General features: G+C 63.7%; 24 protein-coding genes and 1 pseudogene. 14 read left to right on the forward strand and 11 right to left on the reverse strand.

Annotated features, from left to right (window positions below):
- The first annotated feature begins 17 nt into the window (after window positions 1-17).
- The 3 genes from BMW28_RS08725 (at window position 18) to BMW28_RS08735 (ending at window position 2,040) form a co-directional block, all read left to right on the forward strand.
- On the forward strand, window positions 18-659 hold the full coding sequence (locus tag BMW28_RS08725) for a flavin reductase family protein (RefSeq protein WP_091816948.1): 642 nt from the start codon (window positions 18-20) through the stop codon (window positions 657-659).
- A 141-nt stretch (window positions 660-800) separates the two neighbouring features.
- Entirely contained in the window at window positions 801-1,247 is a 447-nt protein-coding gene (locus tag BMW28_RS08730; protein ID WP_091816735.1) for a hypothetical protein, read from the forward strand.
- Between the two features lie 115 nt (window positions 1,248-1,362).
- Window positions 1,363-2,040: a DUF6803 family protein gene (locus BMW28_RS08735; RefSeq protein ID WP_200785768.1), complete on the forward strand. Its 678-nt coding sequence runs from the start codon at window positions 1,363-1,365 to the stop codon at window positions 2,038-2,040.
- Window positions 2,041-2,061: 21 nt separating this feature from the next.
- Here BMW28_RS08735 and BMW28_RS08740 read toward each other — a convergent pair whose 3' ends face one another.
- Window positions 2,062-4,464 (reverse strand): heavy metal translocating P-type ATPase, encoded by a 2,403-nt coding sequence (locus BMW28_RS08740; RefSeq protein WP_091816739.1) that lies wholly within the window; start codon window positions 4,462-4,464, stop codon window positions 2,062-2,064.
- Between the two features lie 165 nt (window positions 4,465-4,629).
- Here BMW28_RS08740 and BMW28_RS08745 point away from each other — a divergent pair, with 165 nt between their 5' ends.
- The 4 genes from BMW28_RS08745 (at window position 4,630) to BMW28_RS08760 (ending at window position 6,369) form a co-directional block, all read left to right on the forward strand.
- Window positions 4,630-4,848 (forward strand): heavy-metal-associated domain-containing protein, encoded by a 219-nt coding sequence (locus BMW28_RS08745; RefSeq protein ID WP_091816951.1) that lies wholly within the window; start codon window positions 4,630-4,632, stop codon window positions 4,846-4,848.
- Complete coding sequence (locus tag BMW28_RS08750) at window positions 4,841-5,347, forward strand: MerR family transcriptional regulator (protein WP_159430740.1); 507 nt, start codon at window positions 4,841-4,843, stop codon at window positions 5,345-5,347. The genes BMW28_RS08745 and BMW28_RS08750 overlap by 8 nt, the downstream gene beginning before the upstream one ends.
- Window positions 5,348-5,491: 144 nt before the next feature.
- Window positions 5,492-5,932, forward strand: coding sequence for a Spy/CpxP family protein refolding chaperone (locus BMW28_RS08755; RefSeq protein WP_091816745.1), 441 nt, complete (start codon window positions 5,492-5,494; stop codon window positions 5,930-5,932).
- A 215-nt stretch (window positions 5,933-6,147) separates the two neighbouring features.
- Entirely contained in the window at window positions 6,148-6,369 is a 222-nt protein-coding gene (locus tag BMW28_RS08760; protein ID WP_091816748.1) for a DUF2788 domain-containing protein, read from the forward strand.
- A gap of 69 nt (window positions 6,370-6,438) precedes the next feature.
- On the opposite strand, the gene BMW28_RS08765 is transcribed toward BMW28_RS08760, so the two are convergent.
- Together BMW28_RS08765 and BMW28_RS08770 are read right to left on the reverse strand one after the other, a co-directional pair.
- Window positions 6,439-6,741, reverse strand: a complete 303-nt coding sequence (locus BMW28_RS08765) for an encapsulin-associated ferritin-like protein (RefSeq protein WP_091816751.1) — start codon at window positions 6,739-6,741, stop codon at window positions 6,439-6,441.
- 52 nt (window positions 6,742-6,793) lie between these two features.
- Window positions 6,794-7,462 (reverse strand): DUF2238 domain-containing protein, encoded by a 669-nt coding sequence (locus BMW28_RS08770; RefSeq protein WP_091816954.1) that lies wholly within the window; start codon window positions 7,460-7,462, stop codon window positions 6,794-6,796.
- A gap of 299 nt (window positions 7,463-7,761) precedes the next feature.
- Between BMW28_RS08770 and BMW28_RS08775 the strand changes: the two genes are divergently transcribed.
- The 3 genes from BMW28_RS08775 to BMW28_RS08785 all read left to right on the forward strand — a co-directional run bounded on the left by BMW28_RS08775 (window position 7,762) and on the right by BMW28_RS08785 (window position 10,150).
- A complete protein-coding gene (locus tag BMW28_RS08775) occupies window positions 7,762-8,280 on the forward strand; it encodes a hypothetical protein (RefSeq protein ID WP_091816754.1) in 519 nt (172 codons plus the stop codon).
- 196 nt (window positions 8,281-8,476) lie between these two features.
- Complete coding sequence (locus BMW28_RS08780) at window positions 8,477-9,064, forward strand: P-loop nucleotide/nucleoside kinase family protein (RefSeq protein ID WP_091816956.1); 588 nt, start codon at window positions 8,477-8,479, stop codon at window positions 9,062-9,064.
- 102 nt (window positions 9,065-9,166) lie between these two features.
- Window positions 9,167-10,150 (forward strand): extracellular catalytic domain type 1 short-chain-length polyhydroxyalkanoate depolymerase, encoded by a 984-nt coding sequence (locus BMW28_RS08785; protein WP_091816757.1) that lies wholly within the window; start codon window positions 9,167-9,169, stop codon window positions 10,148-10,150.
- 124 nt (window positions 10,151-10,274) lie between these two features.
- Here BMW28_RS08785 and BMW28_RS08790 read toward each other — a convergent pair whose 3' ends face one another.
- On the reverse strand, window positions 10,275-10,856 hold the full coding sequence (locus BMW28_RS08790; protein ID WP_091816760.1) for an NnrU family protein: 582 nt from the start codon (window positions 10,854-10,856) through the stop codon (window positions 10,275-10,277).
- Between the two features lie 323 nt (window positions 10,857-11,179).
- On the opposite strand from BMW28_RS08790, the gene BMW28_RS08795 reads away from it, so the two are divergent.
- Window positions 11,180-11,542, forward strand: a complete 363-nt coding sequence (locus BMW28_RS08795; protein WP_091816762.1) for a hypothetical protein — start codon at window positions 11,180-11,182, stop codon at window positions 11,540-11,542.
- 68 nt (window positions 11,543-11,610) lie between these two features.
- On the opposite strand, the gene BMW28_RS08800 is transcribed toward BMW28_RS08795, so the two are convergent.
- On the reverse strand, window positions 11,611-12,858 hold the full coding sequence (locus BMW28_RS08800) for an MFS transporter (RefSeq protein WP_091816764.1): 1,248 nt from the start codon (window positions 12,856-12,858) through the stop codon (window positions 11,611-11,613).
- 163 nt (window positions 12,859-13,021) lie between these two features.
- The gene (locus tag BMW28_RS08805) at window positions 13,022-13,375 is read right to left on the reverse strand and encodes a zinc ribbon domain-containing protein YjdM (protein ID WP_091816767.1); all 354 of its coding nucleotides are present in this window, start codon (window positions 13,373-13,375) and stop codon (window positions 13,022-13,024) included.
- Window positions 13,376-13,513: 138 nt separating this feature from the next.
- On the opposite strand from BMW28_RS08805, the gene BMW28_RS08810 reads away from it, so the two are divergent.
- Entirely contained in the window at window positions 13,514-14,236 is a 723-nt protein-coding gene (locus BMW28_RS08810; protein ID WP_234970095.1) for an MOSC domain-containing protein, read from the forward strand.
- A gap of 28 nt (window positions 14,237-14,264) precedes the next feature.
- Here BMW28_RS08810 and BMW28_RS08815 read toward each other — a convergent pair whose 3' ends face one another.
- Window positions 14,265-14,798, reverse strand: a complete 534-nt coding sequence (locus tag BMW28_RS08815) for a retropepsin-like aspartic protease family protein (RefSeq protein WP_091816773.1) — start codon at window positions 14,796-14,798, stop codon at window positions 14,265-14,267.
- A gap of 250 nt (window positions 14,799-15,048) precedes the next feature.
- On the opposite strand from BMW28_RS08815, the gene fic reads away from it, so the two are divergent.
- Both fic and BMW28_RS08825 read left to right on the forward strand, forming a co-directional pair.
- On the forward strand, window positions 15,049-16,167 hold the full coding sequence (fic, locus tag BMW28_RS08820; RefSeq protein WP_091816775.1) for a protein adenylyltransferase Fic: 1,119 nt from the start codon (window positions 15,049-15,051) through the stop codon (window positions 16,165-16,167).
- A 99-nt stretch (window positions 16,168-16,266) separates the two neighbouring features.
- Window positions 16,267-16,431: pseudogene (locus BMW28_RS08825) on the forward strand (leucine zipper domain-containing protein); the annotation flags it as partial.
- Window positions 16,432-16,441: 10 nt separating this feature from the next.
- Here the strand turns inward: BMW28_RS08825 and gyrB are convergent.
- From gyrB to BMW28_RS08840, 4 genes are all read right to left on the reverse strand, one after another.
- Window positions 16,442-19,027 carry a DNA topoisomerase (ATP-hydrolyzing) subunit B gene (gene gyrB, locus BMW28_RS08830; protein WP_091816777.1) on the reverse strand — a complete coding sequence of 862 codons (2,586 nt, stop codon included), beginning with the start codon at window positions 19,025-19,027 and terminating at the stop codon, window positions 16,442-16,444.
- Window positions 19,028-19,126: 99 nt separating this feature from the next.
- Window positions 19,127-19,288: a hypothetical protein gene (locus tag BMW28_RS12915; protein WP_159430741.1), complete on the reverse strand. Its 162-nt coding sequence runs from the start codon at window positions 19,286-19,288 to the stop codon at window positions 19,127-19,129.
- 47 nt (window positions 19,289-19,335) lie between these two features.
- The gene (locus BMW28_RS08835) at window positions 19,336-19,758 is read right to left on the reverse strand and encodes a barstar family protein (protein ID WP_091816959.1); all 423 of its coding nucleotides are present in this window, start codon (window positions 19,756-19,758) and stop codon (window positions 19,336-19,338) included.
- 53 nt (window positions 19,759-19,811) lie between these two features.
- Window positions 19,812-20,240 carry a guanyl-specific ribonuclease gene (locus BMW28_RS08840; protein WP_234970102.1) on the reverse strand — a complete coding sequence of 143 codons (429 nt, stop codon included), beginning with the start codon at window positions 20,238-20,240 and terminating at the stop codon, window positions 19,812-19,814.
- Window positions 20,241-20,650: the final 410 nt, after the last annotated feature.

Here is a 20,650-nt window from a genome sequence, read left to right on the forward strand (position 1 = left end):
CTGTTCAAGGAATGTCCATGCTTGTCGACCTGCTTGCCGATACCCCGCGTGATGTGCCCCATGTGTACCGCCTGCTCACCAGCGGCGTGGTGCCGCGCCCGATTGCCTGGGTCAGCACGCGCAGTGCCGAAGGTGTGGACAACCTGGCGCCCTACTCCTTTTTCACCGTGGCCAGCGTGCAGCCGCCGGTGCTGGCCGTGACGCAGGTGAATCCGCCCAACCGCCCCGCCGAGCGCCCGCACAAGGACACGCTGAGCAATCTGCAGCAGAGGGGCGAATGCGTGGTCAACGTGGCCAGCAGCGTCCAGCTGGAGCTGATGAACGCCTGCGCCGGCGACTATCCGCCGGATGTGAGCGAATTCGATGCAGCCGGTATCGAGCGGGCTCCCAGCGTGCATGTGTCCGTGCCCGGCGTGGCGATTGCGCCGGTGCGCTACGAATGCCGTCTGCGCCAGATCCTGCCGGTGGCCAGCAACCCCATGGGCGGCACCATGATGCTGCTGGACGTGGTGGCCATCCACGTGCACGAGTCGGTCGAGGCCAATGGCGAGATCTCCCTGGGGCAACACCAGACGCTGGGCAAGATGGGCGGTGATGGCTACAGCGTGGCGAAGGAAGATGCCGTGCTGGCCCGTCCGGTGCTGAACAAGCCGGCCTGAGTGCATTCGCGCCACTGCGCTGCACCTCGCCTGTCATCTGGCCCAGACAGTGAACCCGCCGGCTTGAGCGCAATCAGGCAGGACGGCGATGTACCGCGAACGCGACAGCGCAGACAGGCTCCACCCCACTAAAATCGCAGCATGCGTCTGCTGACCTTGCTGCTGTTGTGCCTGTCCCTGTTGCTGGGTGGGCCGCTGCATGCAGGGCATGGGTCAGTTGATGCTTCCGTGGCGGGTTCTTCGCAGGCCATGTCTGCAGCGCATGCGGCACACCTGCAGGCGGCCCTGTCGCAGTCGTCAGAAGCAGCCATGCAACCCTGTTCCCAACATGCGGATTTCCACGGGCATGCTGCAGACCATGCCGACGCCCCCGGGAACGTGCACAGTTCCCACAGTCCCTGCCCTTCCTCCCACGGCACAGGTACCCAGCACCATGCCAGCGGCCATGTGTGCTGCCTGCCTCCCTTGCTGGCAGAACTGCCGCTGCTGCTTCCCGCCGATCCTGCTCCGGCCACACTGCACGCCCGCGTGCGGGACCTGAGGCTGTCCGAGCGCATCGACGTGCCCTACCGCCCACCTGCGGTCTGACTCCAGAAAAACCCGCCTGCTCCCAGGCGGGATGACTTCCCCTGTGTTTGTTTTTTCAGCCGTGCCGGCCTGATCCGGCCGTGCCTGCGGCTGCCTTTTTTCTGGAGTTTTTGTCATGAACATGACGCATTACATGGAACTGCTGGCCACCAACCAGCCCTGGAACCTGATCCTCTTCATGGCCATTCCGGTCATCCTGGCCGAAACCCTGGCCATCACCGAGCTCTACCTGCTGTTCACGCGCAAGCTGGACGGCCGGGTGGCGTCCCTCAATCGTTGGGTCGGCATTGCCGTTGGCCTGTACTTCATCGGCGTGATTGCCTGGCTGGTGCCACAGGCGGTGGTGCCGATCACGCAGAGCGGCAGCTGGCGCACGGCGATCGACGTGATCGCGGTCGGCAGCTATCTGCTGGGCGGACTGCCGCTGGTGGTGGTGGCGTTGCAGCAGCTGGGCCTGATCAACCGGGGTGCCGATGTATGGACCAGGCGCAAGCTGCAGGCCATCTGCATTGCGCTGTTCCTGGTGCTGGGCCATGTGGCCATGATTGCCGGCATGGCCGATCCGGGGCTGCTGGGCTGGCAGGTGCCTGCAGGTCAGGCGCATGACATGCATGGTGCGGCAGATGCAGCCGATGTGCAGGCAGCAGGAACGATGCCAGCACACGCCGGTGAAGCGGATGCTGGTGCAGCCTCAGCCTCAGCCTCAGCCTCAGCCGCACCGTCCGGCGTGCCCATGCCTGCTACGCACTCCGCAGCCGCCATGGAAGCGTCCGCCGGTCACGGCGGACACTGAGGCTGGAGCAAGCCCTGACGCTCAGGGCTTCCAGCGGCGCAGCAGCAGCGCGTTGCTGACGACCGAAACGGAACTGAGCGCCATGGCGGCGCCTGCCAGCATCGGGCTGAGCATGCCGAAGGCGGCGAGCGGAATGCCGATCACGTTGTAGGCAAAGGCCCAGAACAGGTTCTGGCGGATCTTGCGCACGGTGGCGCGCGAGATGGCGATGGCACCGGCTACCAGCCGCACATCGCCGCGCATCAGCGTCACGTCGGCGGCGTGCAGCGCCACATCGGTGCCGCCCTGCGGGTTGGCCATGGCCATGCCGACATCGGCGGCAGCCAGTGCGGGTGCATCATTGATGCCGTCGCCCACCATGGCCACCACGCGGGGCTCGCCGCTGCTGCCCTGCTGCAGTTCGCGGATGGCATTGGCCTTGTCGGCCGGCAGCACTTCTGCCTGCACTTCGCCCTGTTCCGGCTTCAGGCCGACGCGGCGTGCCAGCGCTTCCGCAGCGGCGCGGTTGTCGCCGCTGATCAGCACGGTCTGCAGGCCCTGAGCATGCAGCTTGCCGACAGCTTCGGCTGCTTCCGGCTTGGGTGTGTCGGTGAAGGCCAGCAGCGCCTGCAGCTGCACCGGGCCGCCCGGCTGTTGCCGTGCCAGTGCGGACAGGGTGGCGCCCTGCGCCAGCCAGTGTTTCATGAAAGTTTCGCCGGTATCCGTCCCGACCGCCTCGGGCTGCAGCTGTTCCATCCAGCGCAGGCTGCCGAGGTACCAGGTGGCGCCGTCCTCGAGCTGTCCCTGGATGCCGTGGCCGGCAATGGCCTGCACATCCTGGGCGGTGGGAATGGCGGGGGCTGCGGGCTCGTCTGGCGTCACCGTTGTCTGTTCCGCAAACGCTCGCAGCACCGCCAGTGCCAGTGGGTGCTCGCTGCCTTGCTGCAGTGCCGTTGCAGCTGCGAGCGGTGCCATCGCAGCCCCTTGCGCGGCTGCAGGCGCCACGCTGCCGGGCACCCCCCCATCGCCTTCACCTGTCATCAGCGCACTTCCCGCCTGCAAAGGCTGCAGCGCAGCCAGCACCGGCTGCCCCTGCGTCAGCGTGCCGGTCTTGTCGAATGCCACCACCTGCACCTCATGCGCGCGCTCCAGCGCCACGCTGTCCTTGATCAGGATGCCGTGCTTCGCCGCCACACCGGTGCCGGCCATGATGGCTACCGGTGTGGCCAGGCCCAGCGCACACGGGCAGGCAATCACCAGCACCGCCACGGCGCGCAGAATGGCCTGTTCGGTCGGCAGTCCGGCCAGCAGCCAGGCCACCAGCGTCAGCGCTGCCACCACCAGCACGGCCGGCACGAATACGGCCGCCACCTTGTCCACCAGCTTCTGGATCGGCGGCTTGGCCGCCTGCGCGTCTTCCACCAGCCGGATGATGTGGGCCAGCACGCCTTCACCGGCCGTGGCGCTCACCTGCAACTGCAGCAGGCCGCCGCCGTTGAGCGTGCCACCGGTCACCTTGTCTCCGGGCCCGACTTCCACCGGCAACGGTTCACCGGTGAGCATGCTGGCATCGATCTGGCTGCGGCCTTCCACCACCTGGGCGTCGGCGGGTACACGCTCGCCTGGGCGCAACATCACGCGGTCGCCCACCAGCAGTTCGGAGACGGGAACGTCCTGCTCTCCGTCAAAGGGCGACAGCCAGTGCGCCACGTCCGGACGCAGCGCCTGCAATGCGGCAATGGCCTGCGAGGTCTGGCGCCGGGCGCGCATTTCCAGCCACTTGCCCAGCTGCACCAGCGTGATGACGACGGCGGCGCTTTCGAAATACACATGCGGTGCGCCATGCGCAGCAGCGTGGCGGGCATCGGCCGAGAGGCCATGGCGCCACCACAGCCACAGCGACAGCCCCCACGCGGCCGTGGTGCCGATGGCCACTAGCAGTTCCATGTTGCCGGTGCGCTGCTTGAGCGCATGCCAGGCGCCACGGTAGAAGCGCAGGCCCAGCGTGAACTGCACGATGGTGCCAAGGATGAACTGCAGCCACACCGGCACCAGGCTGTGCGCCTCGTCCGAGCCGATGAACGGGGCCAGGAACATGGGGGCGACCAGCGGCAGGCACAGCAGCAGACCGGCCAGCACCGGGGCAAAGTCGCGCGGTACGCCGAAGATGCGGCTGTCATCCAGCGGCTGCAGGCCGCTGTTCGCGCGTGGCGTGTAGCCGGCATTGCGGATGGCGCGCAGCAGGGTGGCGGGAGCCTGCCCGGCCGCCGTGTCTGCCAGTTCGGGGGCCAGTGTGACGCGGGCTGATTCGGTGGCCAGGTTGACGCTGGCATCCTGCACGCCGTCCACCTTGCGTAGCGCGCGTTCGACACGCGCGACGCAGGAAGCACAGGTCATGCCGTCAATGCCGATATCGACGGTAGGGAGAGAGGCGGAGGTATTCATGTTGTTGTCAAAATTGCCACATAATTGGCAACAGCTTAAACCTTGTCACGTCGACAAGGTTGGGGCCTTGGCGCAAGACACCACGCACGTTGCGGCCTTGCGGCAGAGTGTTTTCAACGCAGGATAGCGGCAAAAGCGCCGACATCTTCCTTCCAGGAGTACTTCATGACAGCCCAAACCCTCCGTCTTACCGTCAAGGGAATGACCTGCGGCCATTGCGAAAAGGCCGTGACCCGTGCCATCCAGCAGGTGGATGGAGGTGCCGTGGTCAGTATCGACCGTGAAGCCAACCTGGTGCAGGTGCAGACTGTGGCCGATGCCGAGAGCGTTTGCGGCGCGATCCGCGAGGAAGGCTACCAGGTGGAGGACAACTGTGATGCTTGACATGGTTCGCCCCTTGCCACCGGAGCTCACCGAGGACATCCAGTGGCCGATCAACGTGGGCATGGTCTCCAAGCTGTCCGGCCTCACGCCCAAGATGGTGCGCCACTACGAGGCGCAGGGCCTGCTGGGCGAGATCCAGCGCAGCGGTGGCGGCTACCGCCTGTACTCGCGCGATGACGTGGATACGCTGCGCTTCATCCAGCACTGCCGCTCGGTGGATTTCAGCCTGGACGATACCGAGAAGCTGCTGAAGATGTGGCGCGAGGGCGGTGACAACTGCCTGGCTGCCAAGGAACTGGCCGACAGGCACATCGAACTGCTCGAATGCCGCATCGCCGAAATCGAATTCATGAAGCAGGCCCTGCGCGAACTCACCAGCCAGTGCGGTACAGGGGAGGACTGCCCCGTCATCGACAGCATGTCGGGCAAGGCCGCGCCGCCGGCAAAATCCCCGTACCATGGCTGTTGCGGGCTGACATCAAGCTTGCGGAATGTGTAACCATCCCGCGCAGGATGCTAATATCAGCCTGATTGCTTACAAATGCACACGCGGCGCCGCATGACGGACCGCTGTTGTGGGCATACTGTGCATATTCGGCGTAGCCATGGTGGTTCGCCGCAGTGACCTTTTGCAAGGAAAACCATGACCTTTACGAAGACTTTTGCCAAGCCCCTGATCGCAGCTGCCATGATGGGCGTGCTGGGTACCAGCGGTGTTGCGATGGCCCAGAAGGCCCCTGCCAATGCTGCCGCCAACGCCCAGAACCAGATTGCACAACTCAAGAACGTGCTGAAGATCAACGCCGGCCAGGAATCTGCCTGGAACGGTTTCGTGACGGCCTACACGCAGAACTTCAACCCCAGCCGCAATCCCAGCGCTGCCCAGTTCAACGCCATGAAGACGCCCCAGCGCATCGAGTTCCTGAAGAACCTGCGTGCCGAGGAAAACGCCTTCCTGACCAAGCGCTACGATGCGTCCCTGGCCCTGTACAACAAGCTGGACGACGGCCAGAAGCAGATGTTCGACGAGATGACTTCCCAGCCCGTGCAGCAGGCTCCGCGCGCTGCCGGCAAGAAGAAGTAAATCCAAGCCAAGCTCCCTTTGCGGGGAGCCTGCACGACAGACCCGCTCCGGCGGGTCTTTCTTTTGGCACGGCGGCAGAAGATGCCCGCAAGCCCGGCAGGGGACTTGCGCGGCCCGGGCGGAATCGCAGCAAAATGCCGCTATGCTTGCACTGTGTCCCGCCGCCCTGGCGGGACTGAATCCAGAGACGCACGGCCCATTACGGAAATCGCACCATGTTTGGTTATACGGAAGCACAGATCGCCCAGTTCGGCATGACCTTTGGCATCGGCGCCTTCATGCTCTACATGGTGTTCATCATCGCCAACCTGGCGTGGAAATCCAAGGCGGGCAAGACCGGCACCTTCTGGCTGTTCCTGGCGCTGGGTCTGGGTTTCACCGGCTTCCTGGCCAAGCTGTTGATCGAGTACATCATCGAGAAGAACCAGATTCTCTGAGGCCGCCCTGCAGCCGCCAAGAAAAAACGGGTCCGACAGGACCCGTTCTGCTTGCAAGCGCAGCGGCGCTCAGTGCTGGTGGTTTTCCAGATCCACCAGCGGACCGTCGGTGAACAGGAATTCCTTCAGGTACTTGGAAAACACCGGATCCTTGCGGCGGATCCATTCCAGCGTCATGGCGGCGTGTTCCTTTTCCTCGTCGCGGTTGTGTTCCAGCACCTTGCGCAGGTCCTGATCGCTGCAGGCATCGGCGCGCTGGTTGTACCAGTCGACCGCTTCGAGCTCTTCCATCAGCGAGACGATGGCGCGGTGCATGTCGCGCGTTTCCTTGCTCAGTTCATTGACCGGTTCGTGATAGCCCACACTGGACATGGTTTCCTCCTGACTGGTTGCGATGGGGTGACATGCCCACTATAAACCAGAATCAGCGTCGTGCCGGCTGTGGGGTTGGTATCCTGCTGGCGACAGGCAGGCGCTGCAGCTGCCGGTCGTGCAGGCGGGGCAGCAAGAGCAGCGCGCACAGTCCGCCCAGCAGGGCAAAGCCCATGTCGGATTGCGTGTCCCACGGATCACCCTGGGTGCCGAGGAAGGCATCGGCTGCCTGGTCGGACAACAGGGCCACGCCCCACTCGATCAGTTCGTAGCAGGCGCTGATGGCCATGACCACGCATAGCACCAGGAAGAAGCGCATGCGCGGGCCGCGTACATGGTTGCCGCGCAGCAGGATCTCGCGCGCGGCAACAGCAGGCACGAAGCCCTGCATGAAGTGCCCGATCTTGTCGTAAGGGTTGCGCTGCGTGCCCAGCCAGTCGCGCAGCCAGAAGCCGAATGGTGTTTCGGCATAGGTGTAGATGCCGCCGTAGATCAGCACCAGACAGTGCAGAAAGGCCAGCACATACAGCAGCGTGGTGAGCGGATAGCGCCGGTGCGTGAAGGCCAGCAGCGGCAGCGCAATCATCACCGGCAGGGTTTCCAGCAGCCAGGTGGCCTTGTCGCCCGCCATCCAGCCCGAGATGGCAAGAATGGCCAGCAGGGCAAGCGCGGCCAGGCGCAGGGCCGGCAGGCGGGAATCGGCAGCAGAGGTGGCAGGCATGGCTGCAGGATACGCCATTGGTGCGACTTGCGTCACGCAGGCTGGCAGCAGCTCGGGGTTTATTCTTACACCCGGAAAGCGCGGCTCTGCCTACAGTGAAACCGTGCCTGGAATCCTGGCGAAACACCTTGCAATCCCCGCGCCCTCCTGCGAGATGGACGTGACAAGGACGTGCTGCTGGCGGCTTGCCCTGCAAGGCGACAAAAGCCGTTCCCGCTCTGACAAGGGATGCTGCTTGCAAGGTGTTCTGCCAGGATTTCGCGCCATCTTCCTCCAGAACAAGCAGAAAGGACGCGACCATGGCCCTGAGCCTCACCCCCGAACAGCAGCAACTGCTGGCCTCCCTGCCCCACACCATCGGCTCGGCCATGGCGTTTGCCGGCAAGAGCGGCATTTTCGGTACCGGCAAGGAAATGTTCACCAACAGCAAGGCCTTGCTGGAGGGCATGCGCCTGTATCCCAACAACGAGCTGATCCGCTCCATCCTGCCCGATCCGCAAGCCGCCGACCGCAGCGCCGAGATTGCCGAAATGCGTGCCACGCGCGACTGGATGCAGAGCCGCATCCGCGACAAGCAGGTGAACTCGCAGGAGAAGCTGGTGGACATGGCGGTGGCCGATGCGAGCGAAGCCAACAACCTGCTGATGACGCTGGACCCTGCGGTGGCTGCCGAATACCGCCAGTGGGTGCTGGGTGCGGCCGAAAAGGTAGCGATGGCGTCCAGCGAAGGCGGTTTTCTGGGCTTTGGCGGCGAGCAGTTCAGCGAAGGTGAGCGCAAGCTGCTGGATCAGCTGAAGAACGCGCTGGGCGTGGGCTGAAGCAGGGACTTGCGTGCGGTGCCGCCCATGCAGTGCGGCCAGGCGATGGAGGAATCACGGCGCGTCCATGCGTCGTGATTCGGGAAGCCAGCGTCCCAAGGCGTGGCTTCGCGATTGCTTCACGTGAAACATTGCCTGTTTTGCGGGCAATGGCGTTTGGCTACACTGGATGGTCACCGACTCGAAACACCTGCCCATGTCCAAGCTCATTTTCATCTGCGGCCACGCCGGCACCGGCAAGACCACCCTGGCCAAGCGCCTGGTGCGTGAGCTGAACGAGGAAACCGCCGAATCCTTCTGCCTGCTGGACAAGGACACGCTGTACGGCAACTACTCCTCCTCGGTGATGGGCGTGCTCACCGGCAACCCGAATGATCGCGACAGCCCGCTCTACCTGCAACACCTGCGCGATCCGGAATATGCCGGCCTGCTCGATACCGCGCGCGACAACCTGGATCTGGACTGCAATGTGTTTGTGGTCGGCCCGCTCTCGCGCGAGATCCGCGAGCACAAGCTGATCGATCGCGAGTGGCTGCGTGTGCCGGAGCAGACGGCGATCAGCATTGTCTGGGTGCATCTGCAGGAAGACGAAGCCCGCCGCCGCATCGAGAAGCGCGGCAACCCGAACGACCAGTGGAAGCTGGAACACTGGGACCAGTACCGCACCCGCCTGTTCATGCCGCAGGCGCAGGAGTATCCCGAACTACGGCTGTACGACAACACCACCAGCGACGAGGCCCAGTACCAGCAACTCAAGCGCGAACTGTTTGACGGTTGCGACTGAAACACGGGCTTCCTGCCTACTTTGTCACGCGTTCCGGCTGACTGAGGCGGCCGGTTACCTTTTGATGCTGCACTGCAGCAAAACGGGGCGCACAATTCTTCCATGAAGTTACTACAGAAAGCCAGAAGCATTCTGGGCGGCCTGCAGCGCCGGCTTGTCAAGCGCAAGCCCGTGCCTGCAGCAACGGCCCCGGAAGTGCCCGCCAAGGGCAGTTTCCGTCGCGGCCACCACGAAGAACCGGGCGTTGGCTCCAGCCATTACAAGTTGTATGTGCCGCCCGCCGCAGCCGAGGGCAAGCAGAAGCTGCCCCTAGTGGTGATGCTGCACGGCTGCACGCAGAACCCCGATGATTTTGCGCGCGGCACCGGCATGAACGAACTGGCGCGGGAAGAAGGGTTCTATGTGCTCTACCCGGAGCAGCCCGACAACCGCGGCCTGCAACGCTGCTGGAGCTGGTTTCAGCGCAACCACCAGCAGCCCAGCCGGGGCGAACCGGCGCTGATTGCCGGCATCACCCGCAAGATGCTGGACAAGCATGCCATCGACCCGGACCGCGTCTATATCGCCGGCCTGTCCGCCGGTGGTGCCATGGCGGCGCTGGTGTCGCGCCTGTACCCCGAACTGTTCGCGGCGCTGGGGGTATATGCCGGCATGGCTCCGGGCGCTGCCAGCGGCCTGTTTACCGCCATGATGGCCATGCGCCGTGGCGGGCGCAGCATCGTGTTTCCGTACACTGACGGCTGCGTGCCCATGATCAGTTTCCAGGGCGACCTGGACAAGGTGGTGCACCCGAGCAATGCGCAGTACCTGATTGCCGCCTGTGTGGCACCGGACGCGGAGCTGGTCAGCAAGCGCTTCCGTGCCAACAACCGCGATGTGACGCGCACCACCTACCGCAACGCCGAGGGCGAGGTGCTGGCCGAAAGCTGGCTGGTGCATGGCTGTGCGCACGCCTGGTGTGGTGGCCGCGCGGGAGGCAGCTATACCGATCCGCTGGGGCCGGATGCCACGGCCGAGATGGTGCGCTTCTTCCGGCAGCATGTGCGCAAGCCGGTCAGCGCGGTTGCTGAAGAAATGGCGGCCTGACGGGGTCTGACGCGGGTGCTAAGGCATCGGCAGGCTGGCCAGCCTCTGCAGGCCGTGCCTGGAAAGCAGTCAGTCCCTGTCTTGCGGCCCCCTGCCCGGTTTCGGGCCCCTGGCTTCGTCCGTATCAGCCGCCGAACGGCGCCACGCCGATCCACCAGCGGTGCAGCCAGAAGGCAAAGGCCGCCCACAACAGCGTGCCGATGACCACAGCCACAATGCTCGGCATCAGCTTGCCCTGCCCGTAGCTGATGGACTGTTCGCGGTCACGCTCGCGTGCGGCGCGGTAGTCCAGCACGGCCCAGAGCAGGAAGGCGCCAAACAGCACCAGATCGGCCGCCATGCCGTTGGCCAGCAGGTGGGCGAAGGCCCACAGCTTTACGCCCAGAATCATGGGATGGCGCAGGCGTGCCTTGATGCTGTTGCTCGGCACATAGGCGGCCGTCAGCAGGATGAAGGAAAAAAGCGTCAGCAGGCTGGCGATGTGCCGCATGGCCACGGGTGGTTGCCACAGCACTACCGGGTTGTAACGAGCCAGGCCGTAGCCCCAGATGATGAGCGCAAAGCCGATCAGGGAAACCAGGCTGTACAGGCCCTTCCAGGGCTTCTCGCCCAGGCGATGCAGCATCTGCGTGCGCCACGGTTCGGCCACGATGCGCACGGAATGCGGGCCCAGAAACAGAATCAGGCCCAGAATCAGGACGGTCATGCAAATACTCCCTGCTTGAAAAACGGCTGGAGCCATTATTGGCGCGTTCGGTGTCAGGGGCAAGGCAGTGGGCGTGAGCGTTTGGGAGTGCGGGTGGCATGCGCGCCGGCCGGGGGTGGACGCTCCATGATTCACGCCGGGGTTTGGGCGATGGGCGCTGCTGCGGATTGTCGGCCACGGGCTGCAGCAAGGTGCGCCCTATTCCCACAGGAGGATGGCCGGCGGCTGCCTAGACTGAATGCAGGTTGTGTTTTCCGTCGCGTCCGAATTTGCTTGCTGACACGAGGCGGAACGTACTGTTCCCCAACAACTAGGAGAACCCCATGAAACACTCGATCCTGCCCGCTGTGGCCTGTGCTGCCGTACTGACGCTGTCGGCCTGCAGCGAGGAAATCCGCGATACGGCACGCCCCGAAACGCCCGCCTCCACCAGCGAGGCACTGACGCGCGCGGTCAACGCTTCCGATGCCGTCGAGAACGCCCGCGTCAGCGCCGATCAGGCCGCTTCTGCTGCCCGCGATGCGGCGTCCCTGCCTGTACCCGGCACCGCTGATGACAAGGCAGCCGATGCCGTGAAACAGGCCGCCTCGGATGTGGTGAACGCCGCCAACAAGGCCGCCAGTGCCGCCGTGACGGCTGGTGAAAAGGCGGTGGAAGCGGCCAGCGCTGCGGCAAACAAGCAGTAAGGCCGAGCTTGCCTACCCTTGCCAAGGCGGATCACCCGAAACGCCGGCACGGACCGTGAAGGCCGTACTCAGCCCTCCATCTGCTGCCCGCGCGTTTCGCGCCCCAGCAGGATCACGCCGACCACACCGGCCACGATGGTGATGGCAAACAGCGCAAAGATGGCGCTGGTCGGCCAGCCCTGTGCGCCCAGGAAGGGAATCGCCAGCGGCCCCAGAATGCCGCCCAGACGCCCGATGCCGGCAGCCGTGCCCACGCCACTTGCGCGGATGCCACCCGGATAGTTCTCGGGCGTATAGGCATACAGCGCGCCCCAGGCTCCCAGGTTGAAGAAGGACAGCAGAATGCCCGACACCAGCAGCGCCGTTTCGCTGCCCGCGTTGCCAAAGCTCCAGGCGCTGGCTGCCGTGCCGAGCAGATAGGTCACCAGCACGAACTTGCGCCCTGCCCGCTCGATCAGCCATGCTGCGGTGAAATAGCCCGGCAGCTGCGCCAGCGTCATGATCAGCACGTATTCGAAGCTCTTGATCAGCGCAAAGCCCTTGGTCACCATCACGCTGGGCAGCCACAGGAACATGCCGTAGTAGGAGAACACCACGGTGAACCACAGCAGCCACAGCATGGCCGTGCTGCGGCGGTGCGGGGCAGACCAGAGCAGCGCCAGACGCTCCGTCCACGGTGGCACCGGCTTGCGACTGCCGGGGGCGGGCGCGTCATCGTCCAGTGTGCGGCGCAGGTAGAGCGCATACAGCGCCGGAATGGCGCCCAGCACCATGGCCACGCGCCAGCCGGTGTCCGGCTCGAACTGCGGCATCACGAAATAGGCAATCAGCGCGGCCAGCAGCCAGCCGACGGCCCAGAAACTCTCCAGCAGCACTACCACGCGCCCGCGCTCGTGCGCCGGCACACGCTCGGAGACATAGGTGGACGCCACCGGCAACTCGCCGCCCAGCCCGGCGCCGATCAGGAAGCGCAGCACCATCAGCACCGCCAGACTGGTGGCAAAGGCGCTCAGCCCGCTGGCAATCGAAAACAGCAGCAGCGTGGCGATGAACACGCGCCGCCGCCCAACCTTGTCGGCCCACATGCCAAAGGCCACGGCGCCCACGGCCATGCCGATGGAGTTGATGCTGCCCAGCCAGCCCATTTGCGCCGGCGTGAGTGACCAGCTCACCTTGAGCGCAGCCAGCACAAAGGCCAGCAGGCCCACGTCCATGGCATCGAACAGCCAGGCCGTGCCGGAAACGAACAGCAGACGGTTGCGGCTGAGCGGAACGGAATCGGGGCTGGCAGGGGTGGGCGCGGGTGCGGGCGTCATGGCGGGCCTCTGGAACAAAAGCAGGCGGGTATGGCCGCACGATAGCGCCAAAAGCGCGGGCAGGTAATGGCCGGTGTCCTACGCGATGCCAGGAAAAGACAAAAATGCGCCGGAACCGGTGTTTTGTGCAGCGGGTGCGGGGCGCGTCGCGCCCTCTTCTGCCTCAGGCCTTCTTCAGGAACTCGGACTTGAGCATCATGCTGCCGTGCTCGGTCTTGCAATCCACATTGTGGCCGCCGGCGCCATCCACCAGGCGGATGCTCTTGATCTTGGTGCCCTTCTTGAGCGTGACAGAACTGCCCTTCACCTTCAGATCCTTCACCAGGATGACGGCATCGCCATCGGCCAGCGGCGTGCCATTGGCATCGAGCACGGCAGCAGCGGCTTCGTCGCCCTCTTCGGCCTGCGCCTGGGCCGGCCATTCGTGGCCGCAATCGGGGCAGATGAAGTTGTCGCCGTCGGGATAGGTGTTTTCAAGGCCGCATTGCGGGCAGGCGGGGATGGAGGAATCGGGCATCGGTGTGCTCTTGTAGGAATGTTGCGATGTCCTGAGTTTAGCCCGTGCTGCGGCCCGACTTTTTGACCCGTTGCGGCGCGCTGCCCGATTGCCTTGCCGCGCACAGGGACACCGGCCCCTGGCCCGTGGAAATGGCGCATGATTGCCTTGATCCCATTAAGGAACGTGAACATGGAAACCATTGGCAAGATCCGCGGCGTGTATGCCGGCAAGGCTGTGCCCTTCACCCGCCCCGGCACCTTCAGCGCCATCGACAAGCAGCCCGTAGCAGGCCCGGTGGCCGTGGGTACGGAAGGCCTGCAGTGTGATGAACAGGGCGACCGACGCGTGCATGGCGGGCCGGACAAGGCGGTGCATGTGTACGCCTGGCCCAACTATGCGCACTGGCGCACGCAGTTTCCGGACAACCGGCGCTTTGATGCTGCGCCGGCGTTTGGTGAAAACCTGAGTGTGGAGGGGGTGGATGAAACCACGGTGTGTCTGGGCGACCAATGGCGCGTGGGCACGGTGCTGTTTGAAGTGAGCCAGGGACGGCAGCCGTGCTGGAAGCTGAACGACCGCTTTGGCATTGCCGACATGGCGCGCCGTGTGCAGGACAGTCTGCTGGCCGGTTGGTACCTGCGGGTGCTGGAGCCGGGAGAACTGCAGGCGGGGGATGACATCCGGCTGGTGCAGCGGCCGCATGGGGAGTGGAGTGTGGCTCGGGTGCTGGCGGTGATTCGAGACAGGCAATGCGAGCCCGCATTGATGCAGGAGCTGCTGGAGCTGGGATTGCCTGCTTCGTGGCAACGCCTGTTTGCACGGCGGCTGGAGGCGGGACAGGTGGAGGATTGGCAATCGCGGCTGGGTGAAGGGTCATAGCCTGCAGCTGTCTGGAGATTCCGGATAACTAGCGCGCCTTCAATACCATTTGGTTCTGGCTGATCTGCACATCAAACTGCCGCAAAAAGCTCTGCCCCAGCAAGCCCTCATCGGCGCTGTTGGCGGTGACCCCGACGCCAAGCCGCACCGTGGCAGCCAGCGATCCAACACGCACTGGCACATCGCGCAGAATGCGCCCTTCCCGCTCTCCGTTGGCAGTCTGGAACACCGCCAGCGTGCCTCCCTGCAGCCTGGCCTGCTCTGCAAAAGCATCAGTCACGCTGACCATGCTGGCGCCCGTATCCACCAGAAAGCGTACCGGGTGGCCGTTGATTTCGCCATCGACATGAAAGTGGCCATCCGGTCCACGTGGAATGACCAGCTCGCCCGTGGTGCTGGTGTAGGACTTGAAACGCTCTGCCTGGCGGGATTGGTAGGCATCAAAGCCGAAATACAGCGTTGCCAGCAGGGCCAGCCAGAACAGCAGCACGCCCAGCGCGCCACGCCGAGCGGTGCGCGCGACGGAAGCGTTTTCGCTTTGGGACAACTGAGAACGCAGCATAGGGGAATCGGGTAGTTAGAAAGTTCACTCACATGATTCTATTGAGTAATTTGAGTCGTGTGAGCTGCTGGATCGCAAGCTATCTTGAAAGTGCAAGAATCCCTTATGTCGTAAAAAACTCAATTTATCGACATATCGAACCGATCATGTCGACATGGGCGACATGACGTGATAACGTGTACTAAAAATAAGAAAACGTCGACATGAAATCCGATCATGTCGCAACCAACACCTTATCGAGCGTTGAGCCATGCATCTCTCTTTACCTCAATGGCAGGCCGAAGCGCCCTATAACGCGCTACCTATCTTGCCGCCCAGGCACGAAATTGACAGCAAAAACGTACTGAAGGCCTGCATCACGGCGCGGGCTGCGCTGGCCGAGCTGAAGCAGGCGGCAGAGTTGATTCCCAATCAGACGATGCTGATCAATACGCTTCCCTTGTTAGAAGCGAAGGACAGTTCCGAGATCGAAAACATCGTCACAACAACGGATCAACTCTTCCGGCACGTGCACGGCGATGGCGCACCTGACCATGCGACCAAGGAAGCGCTACGCTACCGGTCTGCCTTGCAGCGTGGGTTTGTCTCGCTGAGCCATCGCCCGCTGTGTACCGCCACGGCTGTGGAAATCTGTCGCATCCTGAAGGGTGCGGAAATGGATATACGCCGCACACCCGGCACACAACTCGCCAACGACCGCACTGGCGAGGTGATCTACACCCCACCCGAGGGAGAGGCTCGCTTGAGAGATTTGTTGGCCAACTGGGAACGGTTTTTGCACAACGAAACCGATCTGGATCCGTTGATCCGCATGGCGGTTGGGCACTATCAATTCGAGGCGATCCACCCATTTAGCGACGGCAATGGACGCACCGGCAGGGTGATCAACATCCTGTACCTGATTCAGGAAGAGTTGCTCAGCCTTCCTATTCTTTACCTGAGCCGGCACATCATTGCCAACAAGGCGGACTACTATCGGCTGCTGCTGGAGGTGACCCAGAAAGAGGCGTGGGAGCCCTGGATTCTGTTCATGCTGCAGGCGGTGGAAGACACATCTCGCTGGACTACGGCCAAAATTGCAGCCATCCGTGGTCTGGCTGAACACACGACGGAATACCTGCGAGCCCGCTTGCCCAAAATCTATAGTCGTGAGTTGGTGGATGTGCTCTTCGAGCAGCCCTACTGCCGCATCAGTAACCTGGTAGACAAGGGCATAGCCCAGCGACAAGCGGCGTCGCGTTACCTGAAAGAACTGGTTGAGCTAGGGGTACTGCGCGAGATGCAGTTTGGCAAGGAGAAGCTATTTATTCACCTCAAGCTGATGCAATTGCTGACGCGAGACAGCAATGCTTTTGTGCCCTATGGTTGAAGTTTGACGTTTTTCTAGCTGTCGTTTCCCAGTAGGTTGGTCACCCGAGGTGAAGCAAGATGGAGGTTCTCAAGCCATATCAACTTCATGACTCCCCGGATGAACACTCATAAGAATGCCTCATTGACGCCCAAAGGGCGAGCCCATCTGGTTTGCGAGATTGCACGCATTGGTCTGACGCCAGCCGCCGAGGCGGCCGGCATCAGCGCTCGCACTGCTCGCAAGTGGAAGCGCCGCTTTGCCGCTGAAGGCGCCGCTGGCCTCCGACAGCTACTTAGACGTCGAGGTTCGCCGCCCGCAACGCATTAGTCTCAATAAAATCCCTCCGCGGCTCCACCTCATCCCCCATCAGCATCGTAAACACCCGATCCGCCTCGATCGCATCGTCAATCTGCACCCGCAGCAGACGACGCACGGCCGGATCCATGGTGGTTTCCCACAGCTGTTCGGGGTTCATCTCGCCCAGGCCCTTGTAGCGCTGGCGGCTGACGGCGCTTTCGGCCTGTTGCATCAGCCAGTCCATGGCGTCCTGGAAGTCGCTCACGGGCTGTGATTTCTGCTTTTCGCCCTCCCCGCGCATCACCATGGCGCCCTCTTCGGCCAGCAGGCCCTTGAAGGTGTCGCTGGCGGTTTGCAGCGCGGCGTAGTCGGCGCCGTGGATGAATTCAGGGGTGATCAGGCTGGCGCGCTCGTTGCCGTGGTGCATGCGCGCCACGCGCAGATAGTGCTTGTCGGTGCGGGCGTCAAAGCCGTGCGTGACCTTGGCGGTGCTGCCGGCCAGCAGCATGGCCTGTTGCAGGGCCTGGGCGCTGCTTTCGGCCTCTTCGGCCGTGTCCAGGCTCAGGTGCAGGCCGTCGCCGGGGCCGAAGCCGGCCAGCGTGCGCAGCGCCTGTCCGTCCATGAAGGTGCTCAGACGGTCGATCACGGCCATGGCCTGCACGTAGCGCTGGGCCAGGGTGCGCAGGGTCTCGCCCTCCAGCACCGGGCGCCCTGCTCCCGGATCCACGCGCGCGCCATCCAGCGCCACGTTGCTCAGGTACTGCTGCAGCGCGTTGGCATCCTTCAGGTATTGCTCCTGCTTGCCCACACGCACCTTGTACAGCGGCGGCTGGGCGATGTAGATGTGGCCGCGCTCCACCAGCTCGGGCATCTGGCGGTAGAAGAACGTCAGCAGCAGCGTGCGGATGTGCGCGCCGTCCACGTCCGCATCGGTCATGATGATGATGCGGTGGTAGCGCAGCTTGTCGATGTTGAAATCGTCGCTGCCGCTCTTGCCGTTGCCGTCTTCGGCGGCCTTGCCGATGCCGGTGCCCAGCGCGGTGATCAGGGTGACGATCTCGTTGCTGGTGAGCAGCTTCTCGTAGCGGGCCTTTTCCACGTTCAGGATCTTGCCGCGCAGCGGCAGAATGGCCTGGAACTTGCGGTCGCGGCCCTGCTTGGCCGAGCCGCCGGCGGAGTCACCCTCCACGATATAGATTTCGCACAGCGACGGGTCCTTTTCCTGGCAGTCGGCCAGCTTGCCGGGCAGGCCGAAGCCGTCCAGCACGCCCTTGCGGCGCGTCATTTCGCGCGCGCGACGGGCTGCTTCACGGGCCTTGGCGGCCTCCACGATCTTGCCGCAGATGATCTTGGCATCGTTCGGGTTCTCTTCCAGAAAGTCGGTCAGCGACTTGGCCACGATGTCTTCCACCGGCGCCCGCACCTCGCTGGACACCAGCTTGTCCTTGGTCTGGCTGCTGAACTTGGGCTCGGGCACCTTCACGCTCAGCACGCAGCACAGGCCCTCGCGCATGTCGTCGCCGCTCACTTCGACCTTGGCCTTCTTGGCCAGGTCGTTCTGTTCGATGTACTTGCTGATGACGCGCGTCATGGCCGCGCGCAGGCCGGTCAGGTGGGTGCCGCCGTCGCGCTGCGGAATGTTGTTGGTGAAGCAGATCACCTGCTCGCTGTAGCCATCGTTCCACTGCATGGCCACTTCCACGCCGATTTCGGTGCCGGGAATGCCGCCGTAGGTATCAGCCGGGCGCGAGCCCATGGCGTGGAAGGCGTTGGGGTGCAGCACCTTCTTGGTGCCGTTGATGAACTCGACAAAGCCCTTCACGCCGCCCGCGCCGGAGAAGTCGTCCTCGCGCGCCTCGCGCTCGTCCTTCAGGCGGATGCGCACGCCGTTGTTCAGGAAGCTCAGCTCGCGCAGGCGCTTGCTCAGGATTTCATAATGGAAATCGTTGTTTTCCTTGAAGATTTCGGTATCGGGCAGGAAGTGCACCTCGGTGCCGCGCTTCTCGGTATCGCCGGTGATCTTCATGGGCGAAGTTTCGGCGCCATCCACCATCTCGATCACGCGATCCTGCACCACGCCTTTGGCGAACAGCAGCGTGTGCACCTTGCCCTCGCGGCGCACCGTCAGGCGCAGCTTGCTGGAGAGCGCGTTCACGCAGCTCACGCCCACGCCGTGCAGGCCGCCGGATACCTTGTAGCTGTTCTGGTTGAACTTGCCGCCGGCGTGCAGCTCGGTCAGGGCGATCTCTGCCGCAGAGCGCTTGGGCTCGTGCTTGTCGTCCATCTTGACGCCGGTGGGAATGCCGCGGCCGTTGTCGGAGACGGAAATGGAGTTGTCGGCGTGGATGGTGACGACGATGTCATCGCAATGGCCGGCCAGGGCCTCGTCGATGGAGTTGTCGACCACCTCGAACACCAGGTGGTGCAGGCCGGTGCCGTCGGAGGTGTCGCCGATGTACATGCCGGGGCGCTTGCGCACCGCTTCCAGACCTTCCAGGATCTGGATCGCGCCTTCGCCGTAGCTGGAGTCAGGGGCTGTGGATTGCGGGAGATTCTCGGAAGGGTTCTGCGATTCGGTCATCCAGACATTTTCGCAGATTTGACGCGGGGTTGCAGGGGTTTTTGCAGACGCAAAAAAGCCTGCTCACGCAGGCTTCTTCGCTGGAGTCAACGCCCTGCCTCAGGCAGTCGCCATCGTATCGCTGTCATTCACCGCCGCCAGCCAGTAGTTGGCATTGAAGGGGCTGCTCATGCGCAGCGCCAGCGGGGAGACGTCCACGATCTTGTCGGTGGGCATTTTCTCTTCTTCGAGGGCCGGATCGGCGTCGTCAGTGATTTCCACTTCAGCCGTTTTCGCCCGTTCTGCTTGGCCAGCTTGTGCAGAACGGGCTACAGAAAAGAATAGAAACACCGGAAGGGTATTTTCCGGTCCCCCCAGTAGTCGGCAGCATCGCGGAAGATGTCGAGCAGCTGCTCGCGCGATTCCTTGTCGAACTTGGCATTGGTGGGGATCTGCTCCAGCACTACGATGAAGCCCGGCTGCGGGCCCGACTTGTGCAGCGGGTCGGTGATGCAGTCGTACAGGGCGTCGAAGTTCTTGCCGAAATGCGCCGGCAGGGTGAACTGCTGGGCGATCATGTCGAGCACGTCCTGCTTGGTCTGGGCGCCGCCCAGGTTGGCATACAGGAAGTGGTGGCCCAGCTGGGTGGCTGCGGCCTGCAGGTCAGGCACGTGGAATGCGCGGATGGACTGCACGATGTTCGTGCGTACATTGCGCAATGGCGTGGTTTCTGGAGAGAGTTTGGTGTCGATGCTCACGGTGACTTTCTGCGTCCGTTGCGAGGCGGGCGCATCCTTGGTTGTTCTTAGTTCACTATCTGCCTGAAGCTGTTGTAGTGATCCTGGGTGTAGTAACACACGTCCGGTGTGCGCGGGGCCCCTCCACAAACGATGCGCTTGGCGCCGCGATTGCGGGCGTGAGCAGGGGCCACGGTGTATTCACGGTAATAGCCGCGCGGATGCTTGGGCAGCAGGCGTTCGCGATTGCCGAAAACGTCACCATCCTTGTCGAACGGGAACGGACCGCCGTCCAGAATCATCCGGTAGACGATCTGGCCCTGGCGCGGCATGTCGGAGACGCGGATCGAGGCCATGCCCGGCTCTGCAGCCCTGTCTGCCGGTGCGCGCGCACTCTCGGGCGAGCGCTGCACATAGGCTTGCGCAGGCGCCTCGACCACGGCGCCGGAGGAGGCGCGGGGCGTGCAGGCGCTTGTGAGCGAAGCCAGTGCCAGCAGGGCGGCACAGGAAGCCAGGGCGGCTCGCCAGCTGCGAACCGGGGTCTGTGCTCTGGTGCCGGAGGCAGCAGCCGCGAGGGTAGGTGCGGCAGCGAACAAGGCAGCAGTCATCAGGTTCCAGTCAGCATGAATATCCAGTTGCACGGGTTGTGAACCACAGGATTCACAACGTTTCCGATGGGCAAGTGTGCCGCAAAGCCTTGGGGAAATCAATAGCCGGCGGCTATTGTGCAGGGCGCAACACGGGGTTGCACCTGCGGGCTTGCCGGATGGCGGGGGAATGTGCTATTGGAGCGGAAAGCCCCGTGGGACAAGGGCTGCAGTCCGTCTTGCGGTGCAGCATGGGTGCTCGCACCTGGGCGTGTGCGCGTTCAGGAAGACGCGGAGTAGGGGTCAGGGAAGACGCTTGT

Origin of the sequence: Allobrachymonas denitrificans DSM 15123 (genome assembly GCF_900110225.1) — a bacterium.
Lineage (GTDB): Bacteria > Pseudomonadota > Gammaproteobacteria > Burkholderiales > Burkholderiaceae_C > Brachymonas > Brachymonas denitrificans.

Coding starts and splice junctions, on each gene's coding strand:
- BMW28_RS08725 (WP_091816948.1), top strand. CDS start 18: ATGCTTGTCGACCTGCTTGCCGATACCCCGCGTGATGTGCCCCATGTG.
- BMW28_RS08730 (WP_091816735.1), top strand. CDS start 801: ATGCGTCTGCTGACCTTGCTGCTGTTGTGCCTGTCCCTGTTGCTGGGT.
- BMW28_RS08735 (WP_200785768.1), top strand. CDS start 1,363: ATGAACATGACGCATTACATGGAACTGCTGGCCACCAACCAGCCCTGG.
- BMW28_RS08740 (WP_091816739.1), bottom strand. CDS start 4,464: ATGAATACCTCCGCCTCTCTCCCTACCGTCGATATCGGCATTGACGGC.
- BMW28_RS08745 (WP_091816951.1), top strand. CDS start 4,630: ATGACAGCCCAAACCCTCCGTCTTACCGTCAAGGGAATGACCTGCGGC.
- BMW28_RS08750 (WP_159430740.1), top strand. CDS start 4,841: ATGCTTGACATGGTTCGCCCCTTGCCACCGGAGCTCACCGAGGACATC.
- BMW28_RS08755 (WP_091816745.1), top strand. CDS start 5,492: ATGACCTTTACGAAGACTTTTGCCAAGCCCCTGATCGCAGCTGCCATG.
- BMW28_RS08760 (WP_091816748.1), top strand. CDS start 6,148: ATGTTTGGTTATACGGAAGCACAGATCGCCCAGTTCGGCATGACCTTT.
- BMW28_RS08765 (WP_091816751.1), bottom strand. CDS start 6,741: ATGTCCAGTGTGGGCTATCACGAACCGGTCAATGAACTGAGCAAGGAA.
- BMW28_RS08770 (WP_091816954.1), bottom strand. CDS start 7,462: ATGCCTGCCACCTCTGCTGCCGATTCCCGCCTGCCGGCCCTGCGCCTG.
- BMW28_RS08775 (WP_091816754.1), top strand. CDS start 7,762: ATGGCCCTGAGCCTCACCCCCGAACAGCAGCAACTGCTGGCCTCCCTG.
- BMW28_RS08780 (WP_091816956.1), top strand. CDS start 8,477: ATGTCCAAGCTCATTTTCATCTGCGGCCACGCCGGCACCGGCAAGACC.
- BMW28_RS08785 (WP_091816757.1), top strand. CDS start 9,167: ATGAAGTTACTACAGAAAGCCAGAAGCATTCTGGGCGGCCTGCAGCGC.
- BMW28_RS08790 (WP_091816760.1), bottom strand. CDS start 10,856: ATGACCGTCCTGATTCTGGGCCTGATTCTGTTTCTGGGCCCGCATTCC.
- BMW28_RS08795 (WP_091816762.1), top strand. CDS start 11,180: ATGAAACACTCGATCCTGCCCGCTGTGGCCTGTGCTGCCGTACTGACG.
- BMW28_RS08800 (WP_091816764.1), bottom strand. CDS start 12,858: ATGACGCCCGCACCCGCGCCCACCCCTGCCAGCCCCGATTCCGTTCCG.
- BMW28_RS08805 (WP_091816767.1), bottom strand. CDS start 13,375: ATGCCCGATTCCTCCATCCCCGCCTGCCCGCAATGCGGCCTTGAAAAC.
- BMW28_RS08810 (WP_234970095.1), top strand. CDS start 13,514: ATGATTGCCTTGATCCCATTAAGGAACGTGAACATGGAAACCATTGGC.
- BMW28_RS08815 (WP_091816773.1), bottom strand. CDS start 14,798: ATGCTGCGTTCTCAGTTGTCCCAAAGCGAAAACGCTTCCGTCGCGCGC.
- fic (WP_091816775.1), top strand. CDS start 15,049: ATGCATCTCTCTTTACCTCAATGGCAGGCCGAAGCGCCCTATAACGCG.
- gyrB (WP_091816777.1), bottom strand. CDS start 19,027: ATGACCGAATCGCAGAACCCTTCCGAGAATCTCCCGCAATCCACAGCC.